Here is a 22801-nt window from a genome sequence, read left to right as displayed (position 1 = left end):
GCCTTTGGCTCAGGCGCTGCGGGCCCGCATGCCGGACAAATCGCCGCGCAGCCATTCTGCAATCCGCGGCCACGCATGGGCGTGCGTGCGCGCACCCATGAACAGGCCGAGGTGATTGCTCGGCTCGGTCGCCGCCGCAATGAAGGCCGGCGGCGTGCCGAGGAGAGCCGCGGTGGCGAGCGCCTGCGCAGCCGGCACGACCTCGTCGTCGAGCCCGGCCAGCAGGAAGGCCGGCGCCTTGACGTCCTTCGGATCGATCGTGCGGCCAAGCGCAACGAATTTGCTGCTGGCGATCTGGTTCTCCCGGAAAATCCGGTGGACGATCTCCAGATAATATTTGCCCGGCAGATCGAGCGTCTCGGCGTTCCAGCGATCGAAACGCGCGAGCAGCGCCGCGCCCTCCGCGTCCGACAGATCTCTCTGCAACGCCGTTACGATGTCGTCGCGGTTCGGCGCCTTGGACCAGAAACGGAGCATCTCCTCGCCGCGGACATTGCCGCCGCCGCGTGCGACGAGCTGGTCGTAGACCATCTCGGGCGCGTTGCGGGTGAGCCGGCACAACGAGGACCCGATCGACAGGTCCACAGGAGCGCCGACCAGAACGAGCCGCCGCACCTTGGCCGGAAAGCGCGCCGCATAGAGCAATGACAGCCAACCGCCCTGGCACAGGCCGACCAGATCGACCGGCCCGCCGATCTCGTCGATGGCAACGTTGAGGTCGCCGAGATAGCTGTCGATCGAGAAATAGCGCATATCCGGCGTCGCCGACCGCCAATCGGTGATATAGACCCGGTCGATGCCGCCGGTCTGCAGCGACTGCACCACGCTGTGACCGGGGGCAAAATCGGCGATCAATGCCCGATGCAGCGCATAGGGCGCACAGACCAGCGCCGGCTGGCCGGACCGGGTCTGCGAGCAATTGCGAAGGCGCATCGTCGCCAATTCGAGCGCCACGGTGCTCGGGGTCGTCCAGGACAAGGTGCTGTCGTCCTGCTCCGCCGATCCGCGTTCCAGCCACCAGAAACAGCTGTCCATGGCAAGCCGCGCCGCTGCAAACGGCCACAGCAGCGGGTCGTCCGGGACGGGCCCCTTCGCACCGCTCTGTTTGCCGGCCTGGTTCACCATGGCCATCTCACGATCGTCACAGGAAGGCCTCCAGGCTCACGATGGAGATGCCGAGGTCCCGAAAACTCCGATGGGTCGCGGCGACCGAGCGGTCGAGATCGATGCCACGGCAGGCGTCCTCGATGGCGGCGACCTCGAATCCTGCCTTGCGGGCGTCCTCCGCCGAGAAGCGGACGCAGAAATCGAGCGCGAGGCCGGCGACGAACACGGTCTTCAGTTCGCGTTCGCGCAGATATCCAAGCAGGCCGGTCGGCGTCCGCTTGTCGTTCTCGAACAGCGCCGAATAGGAATCGATGCCACGGCGAAAGCCCTTGCGCACCACGAGGTTCGCCCTGCCCACATCGAGATCGCGATGGAACTCCGCGCCCGAGCTACCCTGCACACAATGCGGCGGCCAGAGTACCTGGGTGCCGTAGTCGAGCTCGATGGTCTGGTACGCCTGCTTGCCCGCGTGATTCGGCGCGAACGAGACATGGTCGCGCGGATGCCAGTCCTGGGTCAGCACCACATTGGCGAATTTTTGGGCGATCCGGTTGATGGCGGGGACCACCTTCTCGCCGCCGGGAACGGCGAGCGCGCCGCCGGTGCAGAAATCGTTCTGCACGTCGATCACCAGCAGCACGTCGCGGTCGGAAATCTGCATCGTCAGGCTCATTCGATGTGCCAAGCGGCGGGCGCCGGACAGGTGTCCTCTAGTGTCGGCCTTCCCGGGCGTCTTCGCAACCGCGGACGCCATGCGAGACCCCGCGTGAATTGGTCACCGGACAGCAGTCGGGATGCAACGGTTTGGCCTCGACCGTGTTGACTAGGCATACCCGAGGGCGGATTCTCGCACTGCCCGCAACTGCGCGGCGCGGGTCGAAGACGTGGAGGATAGGGTTGCCGAGCCCCAAGGCGGCGGCAGCCGCAGAGTCATGAATATCCGCAAGACAGGACAGATTCTTCTCGCAGATATCGGCGGCACCAATGCGCGCTTCGCGCTGAGTCAAACCGGGTTGGGCCAGGGCGATCAGGCCGGACCGATTGATTACGTGAAGGTCGCCGACTTCCCGACCGTCCGGGAAGCCATCGCCGACGTGCTGGCGCGTCGGTCAGGCGGCGAGCCGCCGCAAAGAGCCGTGCTGGCCGTGGCGGGCCCCGTCACCAACAACCGCTGCGTCATGACCAACAGCCCCTGGGTCATCGACGGCAACGAGCTGCAGCCGGCTCTCGGCTTCGACAGCGTCCATGTGTTGAACGATTTCGAGGTGGTCGCCTGGTCCCTGCCCGCCTTGCAGCCTGCGGATCTGATCCCGCTCGGCGGAGGCGATGGCCTGCCCGGAGAGCCGCTGCTGGTGGTCGGACCCGGAACCGGCTTTGGCGTCGCCTGCCTGGTCGAGCGCCATGGCGCGCGGCTGGCCGTCGTGACCGAAGCCGGACACGCGACCCTTCCGGCGGAGAACGAGCGCGAGGAACGTGTGATCGCGTGCTTGCGCCGGCGCCTCGGCCACGTCTCCATCGAGCGTGGCGCGCTCTCGGGTTCCGGACTGCAAAACCTCTACGAAGCGCTGGCCGAAGTCGACGGCGCTCAGGTGCCGCATCGCGAGGCTGCCGCCATCACCAAGGCCGCGCTGGAGGGTAGTTGTTCAGTTAGCCGTGCGGCGCTGGAGATGTTTTGCGCCATCCTTGGCTCGGTTGCCGGCAATCTCGCGGTGACGTTCGGCGCGCGGGGCGGTGTCTATGTCGCCGGCGGAATCGTGCCGCGCTTCCCCGAGTTCCTTCTCGCCTCCGCGTTCCGGGCGCGCTTCGAAGCCAAGGGACGCTTCCAGGATTATCTGCGCAATATCCCGACCAGGCTGGTGATCAAGCCGGATGCGAGCTTCGTCGGCCTGAAAATGTTCGCCGACTCCAACCCGAATTGAAGTCTGGGTTGTCCTTCCCGCTCACGGCTCCAGTCATGCACAGCTGATCGCGGCGCACGCGCGGTTCCAAGCATGAACGAGCTTGCCTGCGTGTTTCGGATGGGAAACAATCCTGCCGTGTACGTGGCGTAGTTGCGGGGGCGTGACATGCGTAAGCAGGACTTCGGTTTCGATTATCACCGCTATCACCGGCTGCTGAGCCAGGCGGACGACGAAGGCAAGCGGTTGGCCCTGATCGACCTTCTTATCGAGGAAAAGGCGCGAGACCGGCTCGCCGCCCAACGCGCCTCGGACCGCGCGGCGATGACGGCCCACACCATCGCCACGGTGCTGAAGAACGGCCGCAACTGAGACTTGCAATCCGGCCCGTGGGGCCCGAGAACGCGGGATCCAATTCGGATTCCGTTAAGGATGCCTCGAAATCCGACGTCAAACTTTCTGCTCTAGGGTTCCCTCACCTGATGCAATTCAGGGTCAACAAGGGGGCAATGAACATGAGCATGATGTCGATCGCCGCGATGCCGGCCGTCGTCGAAACGCGTTTCGCCGATTCGTCCTTCAAGACCATTTTGCTGTTCTGCTGCACAGGCCTGGTCGCCTCGTTCGGCCTGATGGCGTCCGGCATCGACCTCAGCGCCGGCCTGATGTGAGACCGCGACAAATTCCGTCGGCAAATGGCCGCCCCTGACGGGCGGCCATATTCGTTGGACTATCTCGGTGAGGCCTCTTCGCGGTCACCAGTGCGGCGACTCCGCCGTCCGGAGTGCGGCGTTTTCGCCGTCGCTCAGTGCGGCGCTTTGCCCGGGGCTCCCGGAAACAAGGAATCGATCATCGCCTTGAGCTGATCCATTGCGATCGGCTTGCGCAGGATCGGCCTGCGCCGGAGCAAGGACGGCAACAATTCCGGACCGTACCCCGTAGCGAACATGAACGGCTTTCCACGCCGTTCGATCAGGTCGGCGACGGCATCGACGTAGACGCCCATCAGATTGATGTCGAGGATGGCCATATCGTATTGCGCTGTCATGGCGAACGCGCTCGCGTCCCGGACATTGTCCGCTTCCGCGACGACGTGGTGGCCGAGTTCCACCACCATGTCGGCCATCATCATCCGGATCAACGCCTCGTCTTCGACCAGGAAAACGGAGAGTCCGTCCGCCATATCAACCCCGCAGTCAGCTTCCAGAGCGCATCATAACTCAATTGCGGAGAAAGATTCACGAATTCGTGGCGATCGCCGTTAATTCACGCGCGTCCGATCCGATACAACTGGATCAATCCAATCCTCGCTCGTGGCTCAGGCGCACCATCTCCTGAATGAAGACCTGCTTCTGCTTGTCATCGAGGCTCGAAAAGAGCGGTTCGGCGGCGTCGGCCACGTTGCGCTGATCAGCGGCGCGATCGATCAGGAACTGCGCCTCGTTGCGCATCTGCTCGATGATGTCGTCGGGTGGATCCCGCTTGGCGCGGGCAACCCGCAAGTTGAGCCGCTCCGCACCATTATGCCCCAGGTAGTGCATTGCGCTCGAGAAGCCGTACCAGTGCTTCTCCTGATCAGCCGTGAGGTTCAGCTGGGTCTTGATACGCTCGATATAGGAATCGCTGTTGGCGACGATCTGTTCCGCGCTCTGCTGCGGCGCGCCGGGCTGGGTGAGGACCGTGACGTCCTTGTTGTCCTTGCCCTGACCAGGTGCGTTCTTGGCCTCCTTGCTGGCCTTGGCGCCCTTGCCCGCTTTGGCGCCCTTTGCCTCCTTGTCCTTGGCCGCGCCCTGCTGCTTGGCATCCTTGCCCGCGTCCTTGCCGGCATCCTTCGGGGCCGGAGCCTGATTGCCATTGTTGCCGACGCCGAGCACGCCGGTGAAGACGCCGACCACGCCGCCGATAGCACCGCCGAGCACACCACCGACCGGACCTGCCGCCTTGTTTCCGGCCGCCGCGCCGTCCTGAACGCCTTTGACCAAGCCTTGAGCATGGGCCACTGCGGCCGCACCGAGCAGCAGCGTAACCACGGCCCCCAGCGCGAGCCATCGCCGCAAGTGAAGCCGCGCTAACGGCGCCGGGTTGATCATTCTCGTCTCCATCGTCGATCTGACTGGCCTGTTCGGGCGAGATCACCCGCCAAGTGCGACTCTATCGTTTCCGCCGCTTCGCGGTCCAGACGCAGCCGAGCGCTGTCCACGCCCGAAAACTCTTTCGCGCGAAGCGGTTATGCAGGCTTATTCGAAACTGCGGCGTAATTGCGCACGGATCGTTCGAGGCCGGCTCATGCGACGTGTGCGTCGCAAAAAACAAGCGATCGCAACTGACGGGCGGCACAGCGCTCCCGCCATCCAGTACACAACGTTAGTTCTAGACGTGAGCCAATCGGCTTTCTCGACAGACGCGATCAATCATGATCTGATCGCGCTACCAATTCGCTGCGGCCTCCATGAATTGCCAAAGGGGCCGACGGCACCAATAAGAAAATCCAACAACAAGAAACTCGGAAAGAAGTCTCAGAGGAAACTCCAACAACAAACACCCAAGGCGAGGAAACGAGATGTCACGCAAGAAACTGACGCGACGTCAATTTGTGGCTGCCACTGCAATGTCCTCCGCGGCGCTGATCGCCGCACCCTATGTCCGGAGCGCCAACGCCGCCGGCAAGCTCTCGATCGGCTTCTGGGACCATTGGGTGCCAGGCGCCAACAAGGCCTCGACCGATCTGGTCAATGAATGGGCCGCCAAGGAGAAGGTAGAAGTCTCCATCGACTACATCCCAAGCCAAGGCAACAAGAACCTGCTGACCATCGCCGCGGAAGCGCAGGCAAAGTCAGGTCATGATATCTTCGCGATGCCGACGTGGTGGGCCCATTCCAATGCCGACCAGTTGGAGAACGTTGCCGACATCATGGGGCCGATCATCGCGGAGAACGGCGAGGTGAACGGCACGGTCAAATATCTGGGCATGTCCGAAAACAAATGGCTCGGCGTTCCCGCTTGCGTCGGCAGCCAGATCAAGGGCCCCTGCTCCCGCATCGATTTGATGAAGAAACACGCCGGCATCGACGTGCAGGCGATGTATCCGGCCGGTTCTGAACCGAAGGCGGATGACTGGACGCTCGAAACATTCCTAAAGGCCGCCGAAGCCTGTCACAAGGCCGGCGTCCCGTTCGGTATCGGCCTCGGCGAAACCACCGACAACGTCGATACGGCGGGCGCGATCTTCCTGTCGTTCGGTGCCCAGCTCGTGGACGCCAAGGGCAATCTCACCGTCAAGACCGATGCGGTTCGTCAGGCGCTCGACTTCTACAAGAAGCTGATCGGCTTCCTGCCGCCCGACGTCGCGGCCTGGGACGATGCCTCCAACAACAAATGGCTGGTCTCCGGCCGCGGTGCGATGATCATGAACCCGCCGAGCGCCTGGGCCGTCGCCAAGCGCGATGCGCCACAGGTTGCGGAGCAATGCTGGACCCACGGATTCCCGAAAGGACCGAAGGGGCGCTTTGCACCCTACCTGCCCTATTTCTGGAGCATCTGGAACTTCTCCAAGAACAAGGAGGCAGCGAAGAGTCTCCTCGTCGCGTTGTCGAAGCCGGCGGCCATCGAAAAGATGGTCAACGCCAGCGGAGGCTACGATCTACCGGCCTATGAGAAGCTGACGACGTTGAAGGTTTGGCAGGAAGAAGGGCCGCCGAAAGGGACGCTCTTTCACTATCCGAACCCCTACAAGCATCAGACGCTGTCGATTGCAGCGTCTCCTGCGCCGCCGAAGATCGCCCAGCAGATCTATGCGCAAGCCACGCTCACCAAGATGTGCCTGCGGTATCATCAGGGCGAAGCGATGGAAAAGACGCTCGCCTGGGCCGAAGGCGAGTGCGAAGGCTTCATGCGGAGCTAAGCCGGGAGGGGCTCGCCGCAACGGCATCAAGCCGTCCGCGGCGAGTCCTCCGTCCCACTCACATGACGAGAGCCGGCAGCTCCGGTTCTCGCACCTTCCAAGAGTCGGGTTGATCGATCAAATCGCGCGAGGAAAATGCATCATGGCGGATGTCGCATTGCAGCCGGACAGTGTCGGCGCAGCGCAACCGGTGCGAAAACGCTCTGGTCTGAAGAAGGCACTCAAACGCAAATCGACCGCGGCGTTTCTGATGACGCTGCCGCTGATCATCCTCATTGCACTTCTGGTGCTTTATCCTGCGTTCTATTCGCTGCATCTGGCGACCCTCAACAAGTCGATGCAGAGATTTGTCGGTCTCGGCAACTTCGAGTTCCTGTTCAAGCGCGACACGTTCTGGCTTGTCGTCAAGCAATCCTGCATCTTCGCCATCACCGCCGTTCTGTTCAAAGCGCTGATCGGGTTCATCGTCGCCCACTTCGTCCATAACATTCCGGCCAAAGGTCAGCGCAAATGGCGCGGCATGCTGCTGGTGCCCTGGGTCATCCCGCCCGCGATGAGCACGCTCGCCTGGCTGTGGCTGTTCGATCCCTCCTACAGCGCGTTCAACTATACGCTGTCGTTTTTCGGGATCGGGCCGATCCCGTGGACGGGCGATGCCGACTGGGCGCGCTTTTCCGTGATCCTGGTCAATGTCTGGTACGGCGCGCCGTTCTTCATGATCATGTATCTGGCTTCCCTGAAATCGGTGCCCGAGCAGCTCTATGAAGCCGCGGCGATCGACGGAGCCAATTGGTGGCAGCGCATCTGGTACGTCACGCTGCCGATGATGCGCAACATCATAGCGATCACGACGCTGTTCTCGCTGATCGTGACCTTCGCCAATTTCGACATCGTGAGAATCCTGACCGCCGGTGGCCCTCTCGACCACACCCATATCTTTGCGACCTGGGCCTTCCGGATCGGCATCGAAGGAAGCGATATTCCGCTTGGCGCAAGCGTCTCCCTGTTCATGGTGCCGATCCTGGCGGTCGCAGCGATATTCATCCTGCGGGACGTCAACAAGCGCGGGAATGAAGCCTGATGAGCTCAGTCACGATAGACAAGGCTGCGCCGACGCGCACCGTGAAGTTGGGAAGCATGAGCCGCGACCGCAAATGGGCGCTGCGATGGTCGTACTTCTTCCTGACGCTGTTTGCGATCTTCTCGCTGCTGCCGCCCATTTACATGCTGATCACCTCTCTCAAGAGCAGCGCGGAAATCTCGGCGGCGACCAATCCATGGTGGGTCTTCCACCCCACCCTCGAGAACTATGTCGGCCTGCTGACGTCAAACCAATTCCTGCGCTTCTTCCTGAATTCCGCGCTGGTTTCGATTTTCGTGGTCACCATCACGATGCTGATCAGCGTGCCCGCGGCATTTGCCCTTGCGCGGATGCGGTTCTGGGGGTCGGCCACGCTGGCGACCGGCGTATTCCTGACCTACCTGATTCCGGACAGCCTGTTGTTCATTCCGCTGTTCAAGGTGTTCGCACAGTTCGGCGACTGGACCGGCATCCAGCTCATCAACCGCTGGTACGTGCTGCTCTTCATCTATCCGACGCTGACGGTCCCGTTCTGCACCTGGATCATGATCGGATACTTCGCATCGATCCCCAAGGAGCTCGACGAGGCCGCGATCATCGATGGGGCGTCCTGGTTCCAGACGCTGACCCGGATCTTCATTCCGGTGGCGCTGCCGGGACTGATCGCCGCGACCATCTTCGCCTTTACCGTGTCCTGGGCGCAATTCCTCTATCCACTCGTGTTCACGACCTCCACGGATCAACTCGTGCTGCCGGTCGGCATCATCACCACGCTGATCAAGGGCGACGTCTTCAACTGGGGTCAGATCATGACCGGCGCGCTGCTCGGCGCGGCGCCGCCGCTCATCATCTACGCCTTCCTGATGGACTATTACATTGCCGGCCTGACCGCCGGTGCGACAAAGGGTTGATGACCAGGAGTTGAAGTTCGATGGCTGACGTTGCTTTGCGGAAAGTGGTTAAGCGTTACGACGACGTCGAAGCCGTGCGCGGCATCGACCTGGATATCGCCGACCACGAGTTCATCGTGTTGGTCGGTCCCTCCGGCTGCGGCAAGTCGACGACGCTGCGGATGATCGCAGGCCTCGAGGACATTACCGACGGCGACATCATGATCGGCGGCGACGTCGTCAACGACGTGCCGCCGAAAGACCGCGACATCGCGATGGTGTTCCAGAACTACGCGCTTTATCCGCACATGACGGTCGCCGAGAACATGTCGTTCGGGCTCCGGCTCAAGCACTACCCCAAGGCCGAGATCAAGTCGCGGGTGACGGAAGCCGCGCGCCTGCTCGACATCACCGATCTGATCGACCGCAAGCCGAAACAGCTCTCCGGCGGCCAGCGCCAGCGCGTCGCGATGGGCCGCGCCATCGTGCGCAATCCGAAGGTCTTTCTGTTCGACGAGCCGCTGTCCAATCTCGACGCCAAGCTGCGCGTGCAGATGCGGATCGAGATCAAGAAGGTGCACCAGAAGGTCCGCACCACCACGGTCTACGTCACCCACGACCAGGTCGAGGCGATGACGCTGGCCGACCGCGTCGTGGTGATGAACAAGGGGCGCATCGAGCAGATCGGCACGCCGAACGAGCTCTACCACAGGCCGGCGACGCGCTTCGTCGCCGGCTTCATCGGCTCGCCCGCGATGAACTTCCTGCCGTGCCGGCTCGAGGATTCCGGCGGCACGCTTCAGATCCGCCTCACCGACCGCATCGCCTTTGCCCTGCCGCCGGCCCGCGCGGCGCGTTACAATTCGCTGCCGCGCACCGACAAGCTGCTGCTCGGCCTCCGGCCCGAGCATCTCACCGAGGCACACGCGCATCTCGGACCGGGCATCGAGACCTTCGACACCGTGCTCGACGTCACCGAGCCGATGGGCATGGAGACGCTGGTCTATTTCGGCCTCGATGGCACGCCGGTCTGTGGCCGCGTCGATCCCAATGCCGGCGCCAAGGACGGGGCACCCATGCGTTTGGCGATGGACCTCAATAACATGCACCTGCTAAACGAGGCGACCGGCGTCGTGTTGTGACGCCGGTCCAAGAAGCTCGCGCAGGCAGGGGACGATGGCGACCAACAAGAAGAAGATTTTCGTTACACAAACTTTGTCGCAAGGGGCACGCGCCCTCCTCACCCAGCGGGACGATATCGAGCTCGTCGAGTTTCCGAACCTGATCTCGGCGAAAGACTTTGAGGCCTTGCTGAAGAGCCATGCGCCGGTCCACGGCGTCGCGCTCGGCGCCACCGCCTTCGGCGAGACCGAACTCGAGGCGTCCAAGGACATGAAGGTCGTCACCCGCATCGGTGTCGGCTACGACGCCGTCGACGTGCCCGCCCTCTCCCGCCGCAAGGTGCCGCTGATGGTCGCGGGCAGCGCCAACTCCCCCTCGGTCGCCGAGCAGGCACTGTTCATGATGCTGACGCTCGCCAAGCGCGCGCAGGAGTTGCACGCCTGCGTCAAGGACGGCAAATGGGCCGACCGGCTCGGCATGCTGCCGTTCGATCTCTATGGCAAGACCGTGCTGATCATCGGCTTCGGCCGCATCGGCACCCGTACCGCCAAGCGGTGCCTGGCGATGGAAATGACCGTGCAGGTCTATGATCCCTACAAGCCGGCCGCCGAGATCAAGGCCGCCGGCTGCGAGCCCGTCGCCGACCTCGATGCCGCGCTGCCTCACGCCGATTTCGTCACCGTCCACTGCCCGAAGACGCCGGAAACGATCGGCCTGTTCGATGCTGACAGGATCGGCCGGATGAAGCCGAAATCCTATCTCATCAATACTGCGCGCGGCGGCATCGTGAAGGAAGCCGCGCTGTACGACGCCCTGGTCTCCGGCAAGCTCGCTGGCGCCGGCATCGACGTGTTCGAGGTGGAGCCGCCGCCGGTCAGCAACGCGCTGTTCGCGCTGCCCAACGTCATCATCGCCCCGCACGTCGCCGGCGTCACCGTCGAGGCGGTGAGCCGCATGAGCGAGCAGACGGCGCGCAATATCCTGAGTGTGCTGGACGGCGATCCGATCCGGCAGAACATCATCAATCAGGACGTGCTCGGCTGACCAGGTCGAAGGCGGGCGGAGAATATGCCGCCTTCGGATGGACAGAATGCGTCCCATTTTGGTGCAGATCGAGCCCCAACTCAGCCTTAATCAAACGCGCGTAATAAGCCCAGCCGCGGCGGCAGTGGGACAGACTGGCCGGCCGCGTCGAGCTGGAGGATGGACCTTGTCAGAGATCGACCCGACCGACCACGCGCTGGCGACCATCGCCAGCATCCTGGAGCGCCCCGAGCCCGTGCTGGTCATTCGCAAGACCGAAACCGAGATCGTGGTGGCCGGAGAGCGCGAGCACGTTGACGCCGACGAGCATCAGGTCGTGGACGAGTATCCGGCGCTCGAAGAACATTCGGCTCTCGACGAGCATCCGGTCGTCGAGGAGCAACCGCTGGTGCCCGAGCACACCGATGCCGACGGCTACAGCAAGGTCGGGCCCGGCCCCATGGTGGCGATCCGCCTGAAATGGGCGGTCCATCGCGGCGATGACGGCCAGTATTACGTCCACGAGACCATCGGCGAACAATCCGTGCCCGTGGTCAGCGGCCCCATGACGAGCGAGGCCGCGGTGCATTTCGTCGACGTCCAGGAGGACGAGGCGAACAGGCGCTTCGAGGAGCTGCGCAGCGAGATCGCCGGCCGCAGCTCGCTCGCCGATTACGAGCGCAAGGGCGAAGCCTGAGGCCGCAGTCTCAGTGGACCTCTCCCCGAGAGGGAGAGGTGTACACCGGGTCCGCCGACTACTTCCTTCCCAGATAATCCTTCTTCACGAGCTCGACGCCTGCGTGCCGCAGCAGGTCGTAGGCGGTCGTGACGTGAAAGAAGAACTGCGGGACACTGAAGGTCAGCAGCAGCGCTCGCCCGGTGAAGGGCAGCTCGGTCCCGTTCTTCAGCCTGAAGAAGACATTTTGTTCCGCCGCCGCGTCGATCTCCGCGCGCGGCAGGCTCTCGATGAACTCGATCGAGGTTGCGATCCGCGCCTGCAGACCGGCCATGTCGTGCTCCAGCGCCGGCAGCGCCACCGGCTCGCGATCTGCCAGCAAAGCCGGGGCGATCACCGCATGCCGGCAGGCCTCGCCGACCTGCTGCGCCAGATCGTACATGTTCGGAGCCAGCCGCATACCGAGCAGGATAGCCGGATTGAACTTGCGGGTCTCCGCATAAGCCACGCCCTTGTCGAGGAGCCCTGACAGGTTGCGCAAATGCGGGGCGAAGAGGCCGACAGAGGCCTCGTACATCGAGATCGTCACGTCGAAATTCCCTTCAATTCCATCTCGCCAGCGTCTGGCATCTGGTTTAAATCCACCCTCAAGAGCTGCACAATGACAGCTCGCGCAGGGGTGGAGAAGAGATGACCGTTCGAATGGCTGTTCGAATCCTGGCGGCTTTGGCCGTGGCGTTGCTGGCAGATTTTTCGGCTCACGCGCAGCAGGCGCCATCGCGCCTCGACGAGATCGTCAAGCGCGGCACCCTGCGGGTCGGCATGACCGGCGACTACAAGCCCTTCACCTATCTGGACAAGGCGACACAAAAATTCACCGGTTTCGACGTCGACATGGCCGAAGCCCTCGGCAAGGCGCTCGGGGTCAAGGTCGAGTTCGTGCCCACGGCCTGGCCGAAGCTGATGACGGATTTCGAGGCCGACCAGTTCGACATCGCCATGGGCGGCGTCTCGGTCACGCTCGACCGGCAGAAGAAAGGCTTCTTCACGACGCCGATCATGCGCGAGGGCAAGACGCCGATCGCCCGCTGCGCCGACGTCGGCAAGTACCAGAACATCGCGGACATCGACAAGAAGGGCACTCGCGTGATCGTCAATCCCGGCGGCACCAACGAACGCTTTGCGCGCGCCAACATCAGGGAAGCCGAGATCACGGTCTTCTCCGACAACACCGTGATCTTCGACGAGATCGCCAAGGGCAACGCCGATCTGATGATGACGGACGCATCCGAGACGCGCTACCAGCAGAAGCAGCATGCCGGCGTACTCTGCGCGGTGCATCCCGAAAAGCCGTTCGACTTCTCCGAGAAGGCCTATTGGCTCCAGCGCGACATGGCGCTGAAGGCCTTCGTCGACCAGTGGCTGCACATTTCCATGGAAGACGGCAGCTACAGGAAGATCTACGCCGCCTGGTTCGACTAAGCGTTTTTCGCGCGAAATCGGCGCCGGTTCGCGCCAGGCAGAGCAGGTGACCTCAGACGCCGGAATGCGGCTCCGATCACGCCGGAACGGCGCTTCAGGCCGCGTCTTCCTGTCGCTAGTCCCCGTCAAACTTTGGACCGGCCCCGGGGTTTATTGAACCGGAAACCGCAGGACCGCGACTCATACGGACGACAGTGATCTAGATCACTTTTTGCGATCGAGCCGGCGCGTAAGCGTCGGTGCGGGGACCACCTGTTCAGGAGATGGAAATGAGGAAGCTGTTGGCCACGGCCGCATTCCTTTTGGCGAGCACCGCTGCGCAGGCGCAGTACACCTTCGAATATGGCGGGCGCACCATCCGCATCGACCCGGACCGCGGCACCGTGCAGATCCCCGGCGTGTACGACAACACCGGCCAGGGCAAGGCCAAGAAAGCCAAGAAGAACGAGACCATTCCGGGCCAGCAGGCACCGCAGCAAGCCACGGTCGAGCCGCAAACGCCGGCTGCGCCTGCGGCCCCCGCCCCGACGACCACCGCGCCGGCCGCTGCCATACCGGTGCCCGCCCCGGCGGCCGCAGCACCGCCGCCGGCTCCTCCGCCAGCCGCGACCGCCAGCAATGCGCCGGCCGAGACGGCCGTCTTGCCGCCGCCCGCGCCCCCTCCGGCCCCTGCGCCGGTCGAGCAGCAGGCAGCACCCGCCGCGCCTCCGCCGGCGCCGGCCGTGGCAACCGCGCCTCCGGCTGTGGCTCCGCCTCCGCCGCCCGCGCCGGCTCCTCCCCCCGTTCAGGCCGCCGCCGTCGCGCCGCCGGCGCCTGCAGCCGCAGCCACGCGTGATCTCACTTCGCCGCTCGGCATCTGGCTCACCGAGGAGAAGGAAGGCAAGGTCCGCATCGAGCAATGCGGCAACAACCTTTGCGGCTATTCGGTCGACAGCAAATCGGATCAGAACGGCGAGCAGGTCCTGATCAACATGAAGCCCGGCAAGGACCAGAAATGGTCCGGTCGCATCCTCGATCCGAATTCGGGCTCGACCTACGATTCGACGATCGCGATGAAGGGCACCGATCGCCTGCGCGTGCAGGGCTGCGCCTTCGGCGGCATGTTCTGCGGCGGCCAGACCTGGACGCGGGTGAATTGAGTTTGGGCCAGTCGTCTTGACCGAGGCAAGGGGGCCCGTGATCCGGGCCCCTCGCTTTTGGTCGCGGCATCATCGTGACGTGCGCAACCTCACACAGCCCCGTCGCCGCGTGACAGCCCTCACATCGCCGGTTCCGCACGCGTGCCACGATCCCCGCATGATCAACCACAGGGGCGTGTCATGAACGGCTTTCGCAAGGGTCTCTTCGCCACCATTGTCGCCATCGCTTTCCCGCTGACCCAAGCAGGCGCGGCAACCTCCACTTTCGACGGTGCATGGAATGTCCGGATCTCGTCATCGAGCGAGACTTGCGGCAACGGTGCAACGGTCTCGATCGGCATCAGCAACGGCCAGATCGCCTCGAGCAACGCCGCGGTGTCGGCGTCGGGCCGCGTGGCGGATGCGGGCAGCATCAACGTCACCTTGAGCACCGGCATCAAGCGTGCCGTCGGCTTCGGCCGGCTCAGCGGCACCTCAGGCTCCGGCACCTGGCGCGGTGCGCTGTGCACGGGCACGTGGACGGCGGAGAGGATGTAGGGTTTTCGTGTCCCGGACGCGCTGCAACGCGAAGCGTTGCTGCGCAGAGCCGGGACCCAGTACTTTTTTGGCCGCATGCTCTGGGTCCCGGATCGGCGACGCATCGCCTTGGGGCGATGCGTCTTGCCCGGGCCACGAGGCTAGCCGACCGCCGCCCCGTAGTCCGCGTCGCTCACCGGCTCGAGCCAGGTCGAGTAGACGCCGTCGAGCGCCTCCTGCATGGCGATGTGGCACATGCCGTTGGTCGGCGATGCGCCGTGCCAGTGCAGCTCGCCCGGCGGGATCCAGACGGTGTCGCCGGGACGGATTTCCCTGACCGGGCCGCCCTTGGTCTGGACCCGGCCGACGCCGGAGATGACGTAGAGCGTCTGCCCGAGCGGATGGTGATGCCAATTGGTGCGTGCGCCCGGCTCGAACGCGACGCGCGAGCAGTTCAGCCGTGCTGGCGCGGGCGCCATGATCACGGGGTCCTGCCACACGGTGCCGGTGAAGTTTTCCTTGGGCGCGCGGCGGGTCGGCCGCGTGCCTGCAACAGTGATCTCCATGGGTGTCCTCGCTTCCGTTACTTCTTGCTGGCGGCGTAACGCGCCTTGGTCTCGGCGTTCATGGGATAGAGGCCCGGCAGCACAGCGCCGTTGTTCACCTCGTTGACGATCCAGGCTTCCATGCGTTCCTGCTCGACGCCCTCGTTGAGCACGTGGTCGAGCATCGCCTGCGGGATCAGCACGCACCCGTCCTGGTCCGCGACCACGATGTCGTTCGGAAAAACGGCGACCCCGCCGCAGCCGATCGGCTCACCCCAGCCGACGAAGGTCAGGCCGGCCACGGAGGGCGGCGCGGCATAGCCGTCGCACCACACCGGAAGATTGGTGCCGAGCACGCCCTCGACGTCACGCACGACGCCGTCGGTGACGAGCGCGGTGACGCCGCGCTTCATCATGCGGGCGCAGAGGATGTCGCCGAAGATGCCGGCATCGGTGATGCCCATGGCATCGACCACGGCAATGCAGCCCTCCGGCATCGCCTCGATCGCGGTGCGGGTCGAGATCGGCGACGACCAGGATTCCGGCGTCGCCAGATCCTCGCGCGCCGGCACGAAGCGCAGCGTGAAGGCCGGCCCCACCAGACGCGGCAGGCCCGGGCGCAGCGGCCGCGCGCCCCGCATCCACACATTGCGCAGGCCCTTCTTGAGCAGGACCGTGGTGATGGTGGCGGTGGTGATGCCGGCGAGGATCTTGCGGGCTTCGGGGGACAGCGACATGGACGGCAACGAGCTCCGGGGTGCGGGAAACAACGCGCGCATCTTGCGAGCCGCAGCCCTTGCGTCAAGGGCCATCGACGCAGGGCCGCTGGGCTGTTATGCGACGCGATAACAAGGCTTTATCGCCTTCCCCTGCATTAATTTATTGGACTTGCGGGCGCATTTACGCGAAGCAGGGTTGAGGCGGAACTCAAGGTCGAGCGCCGCGCATTTCCTCAAGGCCCGATTCGACAGCTCATGGCCGCGACGCTCCCCCCGCCCCGCCTTCTGCCCAGTGGCGACAGCGCCGTCACGGTCGAGTTCAGCCGCACCATCGACGACGATGCCAACCAGCGCGTGCTGGCGCTGGACAAGGCGCTTGCAGCAAGCCCCATCGATGGCATCACCGAGACTGTGCCGACCTATCGCTCGCTGCTGGTGCATTACGATCCCGGCAAGATCGGTTTCGATGCGCTTGGCGAGAAGCTGCTGCCGATCGCGATTCAGCCGCCGCCGCCGGTGACCAAGGCGCGCCGCTGGCGCATTCCCGTCGCCTATGGCGGCGAGCATGGCATCGACCTCGAGGATGTCGCCAAGGCGCTCAACACCACCCCGGACGACATCGTCGCCCGGCATGCGGGCGGCGACTACAAGGTGGCCATGATCGGATTCACGCCGGGCTGGTCCTATCTCAGCGGCCTCGACAAATCCCTGCACATGTCGCGCCGGCAGTCGCCGCGGCTGCTGACGCCCGCCGGCACGATCTCGGTCGGCGGCGTTCAGGCCGGGATCCAGTGCCTGGCCGCCCCGAGCGGCTGGCATCTGCTCGGCCGCACGCCCGTGCGAACCTATCAGCTCCACCGGAATCCAACCTTCCTCACCGAACCCGGTGATCGCGTGACGTTTTTCGCCATCGACCACAAGGCGTTCGAAGAGCTGGATCGCGCTGCGGAAGCCGGCGAGATCGTCGCCGAGCAGGTGATCGCATGAGCCGGATCGTCGTCGCCAGCATCGGCCCGGCAAGCTCCGTGCAGGACGGCGGACGCCACGGTGCGCAGCGCTACGGCCTGACGGTCAGCGGCGCCATGGATCGGCTGTCGCTGGCCGCGGCGAATGCGCTGGTCGGCAACGAACCGTTCGCGGCCGCAGTCGAGATCGGCCCGTTCGCCGCCGCCTTCACCGCGCGGGATGGCGCCGTGCGCGTGGCGATATCAGGCGCGCCACGCAATGCGGACGTCGCCGGCAACCCGGTCGCGATGGATGCATCGGTGACCTTGAAGGACGGCGAGACGCTGACGCTGGGCTTTGCCCGCGGCGGCGCGTTCACCTATCTCGCGATCGAAGGCGCCATCAAGGGCGAGATGGTGTTCGGCAGCCTCGCGGTGAATGCCCGCGCCGGCCTTGGCAGCCCCTACCCGCGCCCGCTCCAGGCCGGCGACGAATTCAGCGTCGATGCCGCAAGCGGTGCGCCGGAGCTTCGGATCGAACTGCCCAAGCCGGCGAGCGGCCCGATCCGTGTTCTGCTGGGCCCGCAGGACGACGAGTTCGACGACGCCAACAAGGCGCTGTTCCTCGACAGCGAGTGGAAGATCTCGGCGACCTCCGATCGCATGGGCTATCGGCTCGAGGGCCCTGCCATCAAGCATCTGCACGGCCACAACATCGTCTCCGACGGTACCGTCAATGGCAGCATCCAGGTGCCCGGCAACGGCGCGCCGATCGCGCTGATGATGGACCGCGGCACCTCCGGCGGCTATCCCAAGATCGCAACGGTGATCACGGCCGATGTCGGCCGTCTCGCCCAGACCTCGGCGGGAACCGCGTTCCGCTTCAAGGCGGTCAGCATGGCCGAGGCGCAGGACGAGGCCAGGAAGTTCGCGCAACTGATCCGCAACCTGCCCGATCGCCTGCGCCCCGCCGACGGCGTCGCGCTCAACATCGAGGCGCTCGGCGATGCCAACGTCGCCGGCTATGCGGTGAGCGCCGTGGATGCCGGGACCTGGCAGGTGACGGCGGAGCCGTAAACGACACGACGACCGGAGAGCAACCCATGAAGACGATCGATCTCAATTGCGACCTCGGCGAAGGTTTTGGCGCGTGGGAGATGGGCAACGACGCCGCCATGATCGAACTTGCCAGCTCGGTCAATGTTGCCTGCGGCTTCCATGCCGGCGACCCCGACATCATGCGCCGGACGGTGGAACTGGCGAAGGCGCGCGGCGTCTCGGTCGGCGCCCACCCCGGATATCGCGACCTGCACGGTTTCGGCCGGCATCCGATCGCCGGTCTGAAGGCGTCCGAGATCGAGAACCTCGTCGCCTACCAGATCGGAGCGCTGCAGGCGATCGCGACCGCGGCCGGCCACAAGGTCACACATGTGAAGGCGCATGGCGCGCTGTCGAACGTCGCCTGCGAGGACGACATGACGGCGAAGGCGATCGCTGCCGGCATCAGGGCGGTCGACCCCAATCTCATTTTTGTCGTGCTCGCCAATTCGAAGCTGGTGAAGGCCGGTGAAGACGCCAACCTGCCGATGGTGCACGAGGTGTTCGCCGACCGCGCCTATGAGGACGACGGCAACCTCGTCTCGCGCAAGAAGCCCGGCGCGGTGCTGCATGATGCCAAGGCGATCGCCGACCGCGTGGTGCGCATGGTGCAGGACGGTGCGGTGGTCTCGGTGACCGGCAACGTGATCAAGATGCGCACGGATACCGTGTGTATTCACGGCGACACCCACGGCGCCGTCGAGATCGCGCGGACCTTGCGTCAGGCGTTGAAGGATGCGGAGATCGAAGTCGCGCCGTTCAAGCGCGGCGCGTGATTAACACTCGGTGGCCGTAGGGTGGGCAAAGGCGCGCATAGCGCCGTGCCCACGATCTCTGCATGATTGAGACAGGCGGTGGGCACGCTTCGCTTTGCCTACCCTACGAGACCGAGCAAGACGCTAGAACGGGTGCACCGACAGCGTGCCGAACACGATGGCCGCGATCACCGCAAAGGCGCTGTAGAGACCGACGTGGTGCATGCTCGCCACGGTCCGCCGCGAGAGCGAGCGCGCATAGAAGTGCAGCCTGGCTTCCGCCGATAGTTCGCGCATGGTCGATCTCCAACGCCCCATTTGCGGGATTATGAGGGATCAACCAGGGCGGGAGGCAAGATGCCGGAGGAAATAGCAATGCCGCTCCTCCGACGTGGCCGCCTCGCAGCGGTAAATTCTCTCCAGTCACGGGTTCGGAGAATCTTATTCGTTCAAATCCGAAGCAGTTGGAACCGGCAGATGACGGTCGAGCGACAGCAGCTTTAGTACACGTCCGCCTGGAAGCGGCCGGTCTTCTTGAGTTCGGCCACGAAGCTGACGGCCTCATCCGTCGAACGCGCGCCGAACTGCGCGACGATATCGACCAGCGCGCGCTCGACGTCCTTGGCCATACGCTTGGCATCGCCGCAGATGTAGAGATGCGCGCCTTCGGCGAGCCAGGTCCACAATTCGCGGCCGACCTCGCGCATGCGGTCCTGCACGTAGAACTTCTTCTCGCCGTCGCGTGACCAGGCCAGCGACAACCGGGTCAATTGCCCCGAGGTCTTCATCGCGTTCAGTTCTTCCTGGTAGAAGAAGTCGCAATCGCTGCGTTGATGGCCGAAGAACAGCCAGTTCTTGCCGGGCGCGCCGGTCGCTTTGCGGTCGAGCAGGAAGGCGCGGAACGGCGCGATGCCGGTGCCGGGGCCGATCATGATGATCGGCGTCTTCGGATCCTGCGGCAGGCCGAAATTATGCGCCTTCTGCACATAGACCTTGAGCTTCTCGCCGTCGGCGATCCGCTCGCCGAGGAAGGTCGAGGCGACGCCGATCCGCTTGCGCTTGCCGATCACGTAGCGCACGGAATCGACCGTCAGCGAAAGTTTTCCCGGCGTCGCATTGTGCGAGGAGGAGATCGAATAGAGCCGCGGCTGCAGCGGCTCCAGCGCCTCCACAAAGGCCTCCGGATGCGGCCGCGTGCCGGAAAACTTCTGCAGCGCCGCCATGACGTCGAGTGTGGCGGCATCGCCGTCGGGATCCTCGCCCTGCGCCAGCGCCCGCGCCTTCTCGCGCGCCGCGCCGCCGGTGATGAAGGAGATCAATTCGAACAATGTGTCGGGTGCCGGCGACAGCGAGACGTCGTCGATCAGCACTTCGCGCAACGTCTTGCCGTTGACTTTGGTGGTGTGGGAGGCGCCGAGCAGCGCGATGATCTGGTCGACGAGACCAACATCGTTGCGCGCGAATACGCCAAAGGAATCGCCGACGACGTAGTCGAGCTTGCTCTCGGAGAGATCGAACTCGACGTGATAGGTTTCCTTCTCGGACTTGCCCTTGTTGAGCAGACGGCGCGACAGAAAGGTCGCGGTCACGGGATTGTCGCGCGAGCGGCCCGGCTCTGCGATCGTCACGGTCACCGCCGGCGCGGTCACTGCGTTCGTCTTGTCAGACGCCTTGGCCGCCGGGGCCTTGTCGAGCTCCTCGTACAGCGACTTCAGCATCCGCGCGGTTTCCTTGCCGCCGGGAACGCAGAGATTGAGCCGCGCTTCGCTCTTGCCCGCGATCGCTTCCGAATAGTCGTGGCAATTGTAGCCGCACTGGCCGCAATCCTGCTGCGCCATCGCCGCCATCATCTTGCGGCGCACGGGACGCCCTTCGGCGAGCTTCATCCGGTCGGCGATCGGCATGGTCTGGTCATGCCACGGGGCCTCGCCGTCGTCACCGTCGCCGGCTTGCATGACGGCGGCGCCCTGCTCCGCCGACAAGGGCGTTGCCACGTCGGGCGACAGCAGCCCGGCAAAGAAGCCGTTCAGCCAGGAGCGCTGCGCATCGGAGAACGGTGCGCTGGCGGGAATGATATCGAGCTTCGGCGGGGGGGTAATCTGGTTCATGCGGACACCTGTGCATCGGCAAGCTTGCGCAGCGTCTCGCCGTTATGGCGGCGCGCAAAGGAGAGGAAGGTTTCGTCGGACGAAGAGCGGTGGGCGATATAGGCCTTGAGCAGTCCCTCGACCGTCTTCGGCGCATCTTCCGCCTTGAGGTCGTGGTAGACCTCCTGCCCGACATCGGCGTCGGGACCGAACCCGCCGCCGGTGAAGAGGTGATAACCTTCCACCGTGTCCTCGTCGTTGACAGGCACGCGCGCGCCGATCAGCCCGATATCGCTGATGTAATGCTGCGCGCAGGAATGGTGGCAACCGGTGACGTGGATGTTGACCGGCTTGTCCATGGCGACGCGCGGCTCGCACCAGTCGGCGATCTCGGCCGCGCTGCGCTTGGTGTTGGACGCCGCGAAACGGCAACCCGCATTGCCGGTGCAGGCGATCAGGCCGGCGCGGATGTGCGAGGCCTCGACCGCGAGCCCGATCTGCTTGATCGCCGCGATAGCGAGTTCGACGTTCTCGTCGCGCACCCCTGATATCAGCAGGTTCTGCCAGACCGTCAGGCGGATCTCGCCGTCGCCGAGGTCGCGCGAGACTTTGGCGAGGCCGCGCATCTGATCGCAGGTGAGCTTGCCCAGCGGCAGCGACACGCCGATCCAGTTGAGGCCGTCCTGCTTCTGCTTGTGCACGCCGACATGCGCCATGCGATCCGCGGCAGGCCGCGGCGCGAACGCTTCCTCCGGCACGCGCGTGAATGGCGTCTTCAGCCGCTCCTCGACGAGCTTGAGAAAGCCGTCATGGCCCATGGCATCGAGTACATATTTCAACCGCGCCTTGTTGCGGTTGGTGCGGTCGCCGTGGTCGATGAACACGCGCACGATGGCGTCGGCAACGGCGGTCGCCTGCTCCGGCTTGACGATGATGCCGGAATATCTCGCAAAGTCCTTGTGACCGGTGATGCCGCCGAGGCCGAGGCGGAACCAGACACCAGGCTCGACGCCGAACCCGTCCCTTACCTCATAGGCCGTGAAGGCGATGTCGTTGGTCTCTTCCAGCACCGCGATCCTGCCGGCACCGTCGAAAGCGACGTTGAACTTGCGCGGCAAGCCGTAGAGCGAGCGATCGTTGAGGATGTGGTAGTGCCATTCGCGCGCATAGGACCGCGTGTCGATGATCTCCTGCGGATCGATGCCAGCGGTGGGCGTTCCCGTGACGTTGCGGATGTTGTCGGCGCCGGAGCCGCGCGAGCACAGGCCGAGCTCCTGGATGCCCTCGAGCAGCTTCACGGCATGTTTCGGCGGGATCTCGCGCAACTGAAGATTGGCACGCGTTGTGACGTGGCTATACGGGCCGCACAGCTCGTCGGCGAGATCGGCAAGGCCCGACAGCTGCCAATGCTTCATGATGCCGTTCGGAATCCGCAGGCGGCTCATGTAGGAGTCCTGCGTCGGCGCGACATAGAAGATGCCGTAATAGCGCCAGCGGAAATTGTCCGCCTGGCTCGGCGGCGTGTTGTCCTGCGCCTGCTGGCGCAGCCGCGGATAGGCGTCGAAGGGATGCTCGTCGCGCTTGATCTTCTCCTGGTCGGCGAGCTTTTTGCCCGACGCGATCACCTTGTCCTGCGCCTTGATGTGCACGGCATCGGGACCGACAGGCTCGGCGTTCGCCTTGCCGGCGCCGCCGCCGAGGCCGCGACCGACCCGGCTGATCTGCAGACCGGTCGTAAAACCTTCGAGATAGCGTTTCTGCTCGTCGGTAAAGTCGACTGAGAGCGTATCGATTTTCATGGTCGGTAACGAAGCTCCT

General features: G+C 64.4%; 25 protein-coding genes. 15 read left to right on the top strand and 10 right to left on the bottom strand.

Annotation, left to right across the window (positions count from 1 at the left end):
* Positions 1-9: 9 nt before the first annotated feature.
* Positions 10-1125 (bottom strand): alpha/beta fold hydrolase, encoded by a 1116-nt coding sequence (locus C7G42_RS19745; RefSeq protein ID WP_106951060.1) that lies wholly within the window; start codon positions 1123-1125, stop codon positions 10-12.
* 16 nt (positions 1126-1141) lie between these two features.
* Complete coding sequence (pncA, locus tag C7G42_RS19740) at positions 1142-1780, bottom strand: bifunctional nicotinamidase/pyrazinamidase (RefSeq protein WP_106950634.1); 639 nt, start codon at positions 1778-1780, stop codon at positions 1142-1144.
* Between the two features lie 259 nt (positions 1781-2039).
* On the opposite strand from pncA, the gene glk reads away from it, so the two are divergent.
* The 3 genes from glk (at position 2040) to C7G42_RS35350 (ending at position 3676) form a co-directional block, all read left to right on the top strand.
* The gene (gene glk / locus C7G42_RS19735) at positions 2040-3026 is read left to right on the top strand and encodes a glucokinase (protein ID WP_106950633.1); all 987 of its coding nucleotides are present in this window, start codon (positions 2040-2042) and stop codon (positions 3024-3026) included.
* Positions 3027-3173: 147 nt separating this feature from the next.
* Entirely contained in the window at positions 3174-3377 is a 204-nt protein-coding gene (locus tag C7G42_RS19730) for a hypothetical protein (RefSeq protein ID WP_106950632.1), read from the top strand.
* Positions 3378-3520: 143 nt separating this feature from the next.
* Positions 3521-3676: a hypothetical protein gene (locus C7G42_RS35350; protein ID WP_199581009.1), complete on the top strand. Its 156-nt coding sequence runs from the start codon at positions 3521-3523 to the stop codon at positions 3674-3676.
* 134 nt (positions 3677-3810) lie between these two features.
* On the opposite strand, the gene C7G42_RS19725 is transcribed toward C7G42_RS35350, so the two are convergent.
* Together C7G42_RS19725 and C7G42_RS19720 are read right to left on the bottom strand one after the other, a co-directional pair.
* Positions 3811-4188 carry a response regulator gene (locus C7G42_RS19725; RefSeq protein WP_106950631.1) on the bottom strand — a complete coding sequence of 126 codons (378 nt, stop codon included), beginning with the start codon at positions 4186-4188 and terminating at the stop codon, positions 3811-3813.
* A 112-nt stretch (positions 4189-4300) separates the two neighbouring features.
* Positions 4301-5095, bottom strand: a complete 795-nt coding sequence (locus C7G42_RS19720; protein ID WP_106950630.1) for a Spy/CpxP family protein refolding chaperone — start codon at positions 5093-5095, stop codon at positions 4301-4303.
* Between the two features lie 470 nt (positions 5096-5565).
* Between C7G42_RS19720 and C7G42_RS19715 the strand changes: the two genes are divergently transcribed.
* From C7G42_RS19715 to C7G42_RS35345, 6 genes are all read left to right on the top strand, one after another.
* Positions 5566-6906 (top strand): ABC transporter substrate-binding protein, encoded by a 1341-nt coding sequence (locus tag C7G42_RS19715; RefSeq protein ID WP_106950629.1) that lies wholly within the window; start codon positions 5566-5568, stop codon positions 6904-6906.
* Positions 6907-7048: 142 nt separating this feature from the next.
* Complete coding sequence (locus C7G42_RS19710; RefSeq protein WP_106950628.1) at positions 7049-7987, top strand: carbohydrate ABC transporter permease; 939 nt, start codon at positions 7049-7051, stop codon at positions 7985-7987.
* Positions 7987-8898 carry a carbohydrate ABC transporter permease gene (locus tag C7G42_RS19705; protein WP_106950627.1) on the top strand — a complete coding sequence of 304 codons (912 nt, stop codon included), beginning with the start codon at positions 7987-7989 and terminating at the stop codon, positions 8896-8898. Before C7G42_RS19710 ends, C7G42_RS19705 begins: the two co-directional genes overlap by 1 nt.
* 20 nt (positions 8899-8918) lie before the next feature.
* Complete coding sequence (locus C7G42_RS19700; protein WP_106950626.1) at positions 8919-10019, top strand: ABC transporter ATP-binding protein; 1101 nt, start codon at positions 8919-8921, stop codon at positions 10017-10019.
* A gap of 34 nt (positions 10020-10053) precedes the next feature.
* Positions 10054-11043, top strand: a complete 990-nt coding sequence (locus tag C7G42_RS19695; protein WP_106950625.1) for a hydroxyacid dehydrogenase — start codon at positions 10054-10056, stop codon at positions 11041-11043.
* 166 nt (positions 11044-11209) lie between these two features.
* Complete coding sequence (locus C7G42_RS35345) at positions 11210-11719, top strand: hypothetical protein (protein WP_199581008.1); 510 nt, start codon at positions 11210-11212, stop codon at positions 11717-11719.
* Between the two features lie 58 nt (positions 11720-11777).
* Here C7G42_RS35345 and C7G42_RS19685 read toward each other — a convergent pair whose 3' ends face one another.
* Positions 11778-12275, bottom strand: a complete 498-nt coding sequence (locus C7G42_RS19685; RefSeq protein ID WP_106951058.1) for a DUF1993 domain-containing protein — start codon at positions 12273-12275, stop codon at positions 11778-11780.
* 125 nt (positions 12276-12400) lie between these two features.
* Between C7G42_RS19685 and C7G42_RS19680 the strand changes: the two genes are divergently transcribed.
* The 3 genes from C7G42_RS19680 to C7G42_RS19670 all read left to right on the top strand — a co-directional run bounded on the left by C7G42_RS19680 (position 12401) and on the right by C7G42_RS19670 (position 14856).
* Positions 12401-13180 (top strand): transporter substrate-binding domain-containing protein, encoded by a 780-nt coding sequence (locus tag C7G42_RS19680; protein ID WP_106950624.1) that lies wholly within the window; start codon positions 12401-12403, stop codon positions 13178-13180.
* 269 nt (positions 13181-13449) lie between these two features.
* Entirely contained in the window at positions 13450-14319 is an 870-nt protein-coding gene (locus tag C7G42_RS19675; RefSeq protein WP_106951057.1) for a DUF2147 domain-containing protein, read from the top strand.
* 180 nt (positions 14320-14499) lie between these two features.
* Positions 14500-14856: a hypothetical protein gene (locus C7G42_RS19670; RefSeq protein ID WP_106950623.1), complete on the top strand. Its 357-nt coding sequence runs from the start codon at positions 14500-14502 to the stop codon at positions 14854-14856.
* Positions 14857-14996: 140 nt separating this feature from the next.
* Here the strand turns inward: C7G42_RS19670 and C7G42_RS19665 are convergent, their stop codons facing one another.
* Positions 14997-15401, bottom strand: coding sequence for a (R)-mandelonitrile lyase (locus tag C7G42_RS19665; RefSeq protein WP_106950622.1), 405 nt, complete (start codon positions 15399-15401; stop codon positions 14997-14999).
* A 17-nt stretch (positions 15402-15418) separates the two neighbouring features.
* Complete coding sequence (locus C7G42_RS19660; RefSeq protein WP_028144577.1) at positions 15419-16117, bottom strand: ribonuclease activity regulator RraA; 699 nt, start codon at positions 16115-16117, stop codon at positions 15419-15421.
* 237 nt (positions 16118-16354) lie between these two features.
* Here C7G42_RS19660 and pxpB point away from each other — a divergent pair, with 237 nt between their 5' ends.
* The 3 genes from pxpB to C7G42_RS19645 are packed head-to-tail and all read left to right on the top strand — an operon-like array spanning position 16355 to position 18917.
* Positions 16355-17086, top strand: coding sequence for a 5-oxoprolinase subunit PxpB (gene pxpB, locus C7G42_RS19655; protein ID WP_106950621.1), 732 nt, complete (start codon positions 16355-16357; stop codon positions 17084-17086).
* Positions 17083-18120, top strand: coding sequence for a 5-oxoprolinase subunit C family protein (locus C7G42_RS19650; RefSeq protein ID WP_106950620.1), 1038 nt, complete (start codon positions 17083-17085; stop codon positions 18118-18120). The genes pxpB and C7G42_RS19650 overlap by 4 nt, the downstream gene beginning before the upstream one ends.
* Before the next feature lie 26 nt (positions 18121-18146).
* Positions 18147-18917: a LamB/YcsF family protein gene (locus C7G42_RS19645; RefSeq protein WP_106950619.1), complete on the top strand. Its 771-nt coding sequence runs from the start codon at positions 18147-18149 to the stop codon at positions 18915-18917.
* A gap of 123 nt (positions 18918-19040) precedes the next feature.
* Here the strand turns inward: C7G42_RS19645 and C7G42_RS19640 are convergent, their stop codons facing one another.
* The 3 genes from C7G42_RS19640 to C7G42_RS19630 all read right to left on the bottom strand — a co-directional run bounded on the left by C7G42_RS19640 (position 19041) and on the right by C7G42_RS19630 (position 22782).
* Positions 19041-19193, bottom strand: a complete 153-nt coding sequence (locus C7G42_RS19640; protein ID WP_199581007.1) for a hypothetical protein — start codon at positions 19191-19193, stop codon at positions 19041-19043.
* Positions 19194-19396: 203 nt separating this feature from the next.
* Positions 19397-21004 (bottom strand): sulfite reductase subunit alpha, encoded by a 1608-nt coding sequence (locus C7G42_RS19635; protein ID WP_106950617.1) that lies wholly within the window; start codon positions 21002-21004, stop codon positions 19397-19399.
* Complete coding sequence (locus tag C7G42_RS19630; protein ID WP_106950616.1) at positions 21001-22782, bottom strand: NirA family protein; 1782 nt, start codon at positions 22780-22782, stop codon at positions 21001-21003. The genes C7G42_RS19635 and C7G42_RS19630 overlap by 4 nt, the downstream gene beginning before the upstream one ends.
* Positions 22783-22801: the final 19 nt, after the last annotated feature.

Source organism: Bradyrhizobium sp. MOS003 (assembly GCF_003020125.1).
Classification (GTDB): Bacteria; Pseudomonadota; Alphaproteobacteria; order Rhizobiales; family Xanthobacteraceae; genus Bradyrhizobium.
This window is presented reverse-complemented; position numbering and strand designations above follow the sequence as displayed.

Coding starts and splice junctions, on each gene's coding strand:
- C7G42_RS19680 (WP_106950624.1), top strand. CDS start 12,401: ATGGCTGTTCGAATCCTGGCGGCTTTGGCCGTGGCGTTGCTGGCAGAT.
- C7G42_RS19715 (WP_106950629.1), top strand. CDS start 5,566: ATGTCACGCAAGAAACTGACGCGACGTCAATTTGTGGCTGCCACTGCA.
- C7G42_RS19705 (WP_106950627.1), top strand. CDS start 7,987: ATGAGCTCAGTCACGATAGACAAGGCTGCGCCGACGCGCACCGTGAAG.
- C7G42_RS19670 (WP_106950623.1), top strand. CDS start 14,500: ATGAACGGCTTTCGCAAGGGTCTCTTCGCCACCATTGTCGCCATCGCT.
- C7G42_RS19730 (WP_106950632.1), top strand. CDS start 3,174: ATGCGTAAGCAGGACTTCGGTTTCGATTATCACCGCTATCACCGGCTG.
- C7G42_RS19640 (WP_199581007.1), bottom strand. CDS start 19,193: ATGCGCGAACTATCGGCGGAAGCCAGGCTGCACTTCTATGCGCGCTCG.
- C7G42_RS19725 (WP_106950631.1), bottom strand. CDS start 4,188: ATGGCGGACGGACTCTCCGTTTTCCTGGTCGAAGACGAGGCGTTGATC.
- C7G42_RS19630 (WP_106950616.1), bottom strand. CDS start 22,782: ATGAAAATCGATACGCTCTCAGTCGACTTTACCGACGAGCAGAAACGC.
- C7G42_RS19710 (WP_106950628.1), top strand. CDS start 7,049: ATGGCGGATGTCGCATTGCAGCCGGACAGTGTCGGCGCAGCGCAACCG.
- glk (WP_106950633.1), top strand. CDS start 2,040: ATGAATATCCGCAAGACAGGACAGATTCTTCTCGCAGATATCGGCGGC.
- C7G42_RS19675 (WP_106951057.1), top strand. CDS start 13,450: ATGAGGAAGCTGTTGGCCACGGCCGCATTCCTTTTGGCGAGCACCGCT.
- C7G42_RS19695 (WP_106950625.1), top strand. CDS start 10,054: ATGGCGACCAACAAGAAGAAGATTTTCGTTACACAAACTTTGTCGCAA.
- C7G42_RS19700 (WP_106950626.1), top strand. CDS start 8,919: ATGGCTGACGTTGCTTTGCGGAAAGTGGTTAAGCGTTACGACGACGTC.
- C7G42_RS19745 (WP_106951060.1), bottom strand. CDS start 1,125: ATGGTGAACCAGGCCGGCAAACAGAGCGGTGCGAAGGGGCCCGTCCCG.
- C7G42_RS19720 (WP_106950630.1), bottom strand. CDS start 5,095: ATGATCAACCCGGCGCCGTTAGCGCGGCTTCACTTGCGGCGATGGCTC.
- C7G42_RS19635 (WP_106950617.1), bottom strand. CDS start 21,004: ATGAACCAGATTACCCCCCCGCCGAAGCTCGATATCATTCCCGCCAGC.
- pncA (WP_106950634.1), bottom strand. CDS start 1,780: ATGAGCCTGACGATGCAGATTTCCGACCGCGACGTGCTGCTGGTGATC.
- C7G42_RS19660 (WP_028144577.1), bottom strand. CDS start 16,117: ATGTCGCTGTCCCCCGAAGCCCGCAAGATCCTCGCCGGCATCACCACC.
- C7G42_RS19665 (WP_106950622.1), bottom strand. CDS start 15,401: ATGGAGATCACTGTTGCAGGCACGCGGCCGACCCGCCGCGCGCCCAAG.
- pxpB (WP_106950621.1), top strand. CDS start 16,355: ATGGCCGCGACGCTCCCCCCGCCCCGCCTTCTGCCCAGTGGCGACAGC.
- C7G42_RS19685 (WP_106951058.1), bottom strand. CDS start 12,275: ATGTACGAGGCCTCTGTCGGCCTCTTCGCCCCGCATTTGCGCAACCTG.
- C7G42_RS35350 (WP_199581009.1), top strand. CDS start 3,521: ATGAGCATGATGTCGATCGCCGCGATGCCGGCCGTCGTCGAAACGCGT.
- C7G42_RS19645 (WP_106950619.1), top strand. CDS start 18,147: ATGAAGACGATCGATCTCAATTGCGACCTCGGCGAAGGTTTTGGCGCG.
- C7G42_RS19650 (WP_106950620.1), top strand. CDS start 17,083: ATGAGCCGGATCGTCGTCGCCAGCATCGGCCCGGCAAGCTCCGTGCAG.